The following is a 4,290-nucleotide window of genomic DNA, read 5'->3' as shown; positions in this document are numbered from 1 at the left end:
TCGTAGCGAGCCATAGTTCAATATGTTGTTGAAAAAGACAGTTACTATAACTCAGGTGATTAAGGGACACAGCCTAAGTCCCGATAATACGCAGGTGCTGGTGCGAGTCACACTGGCCCGTAGCGCGCAGAATCTGGCGCGAGCCGACACGCGTTTCTGGGTGGTCAGGCCGCGAGTCGGCGTCAGTGGCGTTAGCGGCATTGATACGTTGTTGTCCGGGGCCTATATCGGCGTGGACCGGGGACGATCGTCTGACGCTCACTATCAATTTACCGGCATGGAAACCCCGCCCGCTATCGTCAACGACATGGCGGGCAGCCAGTTTATGATTGAGGCCGAGGACCTGGGTTCACTGGATATCAACTCCCCGGTTTATTACCGCCGTATTCCAGTCGGGCGGATTACGTCATATCAATTGCGCAAAGACGGGCGTGGAATCGATATCCAGGTGTTTGTTGATGCGCCTTACGATCGCCTTGTCACCGCAGATTCGCGTTTCTGGAATGTCAGCGGGGTGGATCTCTCCGTGGGCAGCGACGGTTTTCAGCTTAAAACCCAGACGGTCGCGGCCATTCTGGCGGGCGGTATTGCCTTCTCAACGCCGGAAAGCCCAACGCACGGCGTGTTGTATAAGCAAACCAGTTACAGTCTCGCCCCGGACGAGGAAACGGCAATGGCACCGGCTGATGGACCGCCAATCCGCTTTCAGCTCCGTTTCGAGCAGGCGCTGCATGGCCTGAACGTTGGCGCACCGGTGGAGTTTTCCAGCGTCAAGATTGGGCGCGTGGTTTCGGTTGATCTTGACTACAACCCCGAGGGATATCGCTTTCCGACCGTGGTCGGCATTGACGTTTATCCGTCACGGATGGGCAATGTGCTGGCAAAACTGCCCAATCCGACGGGCGATATTGACCTGAACACGGCCATTTTTACGCGAGACATGATCGCTCACGGCCTGCGCGCGCAGGCCACTTCCAGCAGTCTTCTGACGGGGCAGTTGTTTATCTCCCTCGATTTCGTACCGGATGCGCCTAAAGTGACATTTGATGCCACAAAGCGTCCTTTAGAACTTCCGACGGTGAACGGCGGCCTCAATATTCTGCAAGACCAACTGACGGGGATTGCCAGGAAAATCAACAAAATGCCGCTAGAATCTATCGGGAAAAACATGAACGTCACGTTGAGTGAACTGAATAAAACCCTGTGGATGGTCAATAACCAGTCGCTACCTGCCGCCAATCGCCTGATGGAGCAGACTCAGCAGACCACGCAAAGCGCGCAGGATCTGCTGGCCCAGGATTCACCGCTAATGATTAATCTCATCCAGTCCTTACAGGAAGCCACCCGAACACTGCGGGCCGTGCGCAGCCTGACGAGTCAACTGGATCGCCACCCGGAATCGGTATTGCAGGGGCGGCCTGCGGATCCCGCACAACTCACCACAGAACGAAATCAGCCGTGAAATATATTGCCTGCCTGCTCGTCGGTTTAACGTTCACGGTTGCTGGCTGTGCGTCTCCCCAGGTGCGCTACCACACGTTGGTCAACCCTGAACCCGTGGCGCATCCTGCCGCGTCACAAAATTTTGTGATTGAAATGATGCCGGTCGGGGTGCCGGCACAGCTGGATACGCAGCAGGTCGTTATCCGGCAAAGCGACAGCAGCATTGCGGTGTTGGATGATGACCGCTGGTTAAGCCCGCTCGGAGATGAGCTACAGACCGCGCTGTCATCGCGCATCACACAACAATTTTCCACCGTGGATGTGGCCGGACTGGCGCCGGATAACGGCAAACCGGCAGTGCGGATTTTGGTGCAAATACGCCGGTTTGATAGCTGGCCGGGCAACGCCGTCAGCCTGGATGCGGACTGGAGTCTTTCCACCATGAGTTCACAAACGCGCAGCCGCCTCGTGTGTAAAAGCCATTTGTCGCAGACATTGTCAGGAGAGGGCGCGCCGCTGTTTTCTGCTTGGCAACAGGTTGTTGACAGGCTGGCGAATCAGATAGGGCAAACCGCCAGCGACTGGGTATCGACGGGGCAAGCGGTCTGTCACCGCGAATAGCCCCGCGATTTAGGTTATGGCTTAACGGCACCCGCCAGAAACAGACGGATGCCGTTGTTCACCATCTGGCTGACTTTTTCGGCAGAAAAGTCCGGCATCTCACGCAGGAAGAACAGTACTTCCGTTTCTGCTTTGATAAGCGTGGTAAACTGAATAGCGCGCAGCATCGGATCGGCTTGCGCCAGTTCGCCGCGCTGCATGGCGTCGCTCATTTCCTGAGCCAGCTCCTCCATACTTTGGCGGATGCCGGATTCAAGAAAGCGCTGTCCGATATCAGAATGTCCCGCCTCACCCAGCACCACGCGGTAGATTTGCAGCGCCTGGTTATCGCAGGTCACGACCCGCAGCATATCTTCCCCAAAGTGGGTGAGCTTTTGCTCCAGCGAACGCTGTGCATTTTCCGGGTTGGTCAGCCCACTGGCCGCCTCGGTCAGAAACCGGGCGCTGTAGTTGCGCACAACCGTTTCAAACAATTCCTCTTTCGACGAGAAATACTTGTAGAGGGTGGCCTTGGAGCCGCCAGCTCGTCGGGCGACTTCATCCATCGACGCGCGTTCGTACCCAATCTCGAGAAACACCTCAGCGGCTGCGGCTACGATTGCCTGGCGTCGTTCTTCCGTCAGTACCTTCATGTTGAACCCTTCAGTCATGTGGTCTTGAAAACTATACCGTACAGTATTGATGCCATTATGCCACAGTCGGCTAACTGAAAGGCAGGCGAATGCCGTTTAACTGTGAAAGGGGTCACCCGGGTCGCGCTATGTTTACTCAATCACCACTTTCACCTGCGGTTTTGACAGCAAAATTTTGATCAGATTGGTGTAGGTGACGGGTGGATAAAAATAGAAGCCCTGCAGAAACGCGATATTGTTCTTGTTCAGATAATCGAGCTGTTCCTTCGTTTCAACACCTTCGGCCACAATGCTTAACGACAGCTTGCGCGCCAGATCCAGTACACAATCGAGAATTCGCGTGGAATCCGGGTCGGCATTAACGCGCCCCACGAAACTGTGATCGATTTTGATGTAATCGATATGCAAATCATGAAGATAAGACAGTCCGGAATACCCGGTACCGAAATCATCCAGGGCGATAAAAAAGCCATTTTCGTGGAGGGTATTCAGACGATGAACCAGGTCGTCGTCCACGTGCAAGGGTTCGCGTTCTGTCACTTCCAGTACCAGATGCAGATCATCCCGGCTGAAACTGCTTTTATAATTCAGACAATCCGCCACAAAGCTGGGCGAGATAATATGCGAGGCGCTGAAATCAATTCCGACATGAAACCCTTCCGGTAATTTGCTGGCAATGGCGTTCATCTGCGCCACGGTCTGGGGCATCAGGCTTTGGGTTAGCGGGATGATTAACTCTGATTTCTCGGCAATGGGAATAAAAGAAGCCGGCGAAATATAGCCGACGCGCGGGTGTTTCCAGCGGGCCAGCACTTCCACACCTCGCAGCGTGCCATCACGGCCATCCACCACCGGCTGGTAAAACGGCACAATCTCCCCATTGGCAATGGCATGGCGTAGGGTTTCCTCAGGCGTGGCGTTTTTGTTCAGGTATTTGTCCAGTGCCCAGGCGATTGCACAGGCAATCAGCAGGATGAAAATCAGGATGCCCAGGCCATGACTGATAAGTCTGTGCAGGCTAAACAGCGGTGACGGGGTGTAAATGATACTGAATGGATACAGCGTCGAGTCTACGCGCCCAGGAGAGGGTGTATCTCCCGAGGCGGGCTTTATATCCCCCGTGAGACCCAGCTCTACATCCCCCACGCGCAATGAATAAGCCATATCCTTTAACGGAATATTCAGTGCTTCCCGAATATGCCGATCGCTTAACGTGACGAAAATACGATCTTTCGCGATATGTGTCTGGTAGATAAGTATCGGCATTCCATTGGTGGTGTTTTTGGCCGAAGTAAGAAATAAAGGCATCTCCGGTACGTTGGGGATATGCGTAATTGACGGCCGCTTACCTGGCAGTGACGAGCACCATATTCCCCCGTCTCTGACGATCAATATCGTGCGAAGGTGAGGTTGCAGGGCCGCTTCTGCGCCCAGAAGATATTGCGTTTGTGGATTACATCCTTTTTCAGCGACCTCGATGGCGATTTGGGTTGCCTGTGAGGCCTCATCCAGAATGTTATTAGGCTGTGTCCCTTAATCACCTGAGTTATAGTAACTGTCTTTTTCAACAACATATTGAACTATGGCTCGCTAC

Annotated in this window: 2 protein-coding genes and 2 pseudogenes; 2 read left to right on the top strand and 2 right to left on the bottom strand. The window is 54.1% G+C overall.

The annotated features are described in order from the left end of the window. Positions 1-55: 55 nt before the first annotated feature. Positions 56-1,462, top strand: a pseudogene (locus ACSZPU_RS23790) (PqiB family protein); the annotation flags it as partial. Continuing rightward, on the top strand, positions 1,459-2,064 hold the full coding sequence (locus ACSZPU_RS23785) for a PqiC family protein (protein ID WP_499003964.1): 606 nt from the start codon (positions 1,459-1,461) through the stop codon (positions 2,062-2,064). The pseudogene ACSZPU_RS23790 and the gene ACSZPU_RS23785, both read left to right, overlap by 4 nt. Before the next feature lie 14 nt (positions 2,065-2,078). Here ACSZPU_RS23785 and ACSZPU_RS23780 read toward each other — a convergent pair whose 3' ends face one another. Together ACSZPU_RS23780 and pdeG are read right to left on the bottom strand one after the other, a co-directional pair. Next, the gene (locus ACSZPU_RS23780) at positions 2,079-2,696 is read right to left on the bottom strand and encodes a TetR/AcrR family transcriptional regulator (protein WP_499003963.1); all 618 of its coding nucleotides are present in this window, start codon (positions 2,694-2,696) and stop codon (positions 2,079-2,081) included. A 132-nt stretch (positions 2,697-2,828) separates the two neighbouring features. Then, positions 2,829-4,217 (bottom strand): annotated as a pseudogene (gene pdeG, locus ACSZPU_RS23775) (cyclic di-3',5'-guanosine monophosphate phosphodiesterase PdeG); the annotation flags it as partial. Positions 4,218-4,290 lie beyond the last annotated feature (73 nt).

Origin of the sequence: Phytobacter sp. V69 (assembly GCF_965644215.1) — a bacterium.
Lineage (GTDB): Bacteria > Pseudomonadota > Gammaproteobacteria > Enterobacterales > Enterobacteriaceae > Phytobacter.
Note: the sequence above shows the minus strand (reverse complement) of the source record. Positions and strands in the feature narration are given on the sequence as shown.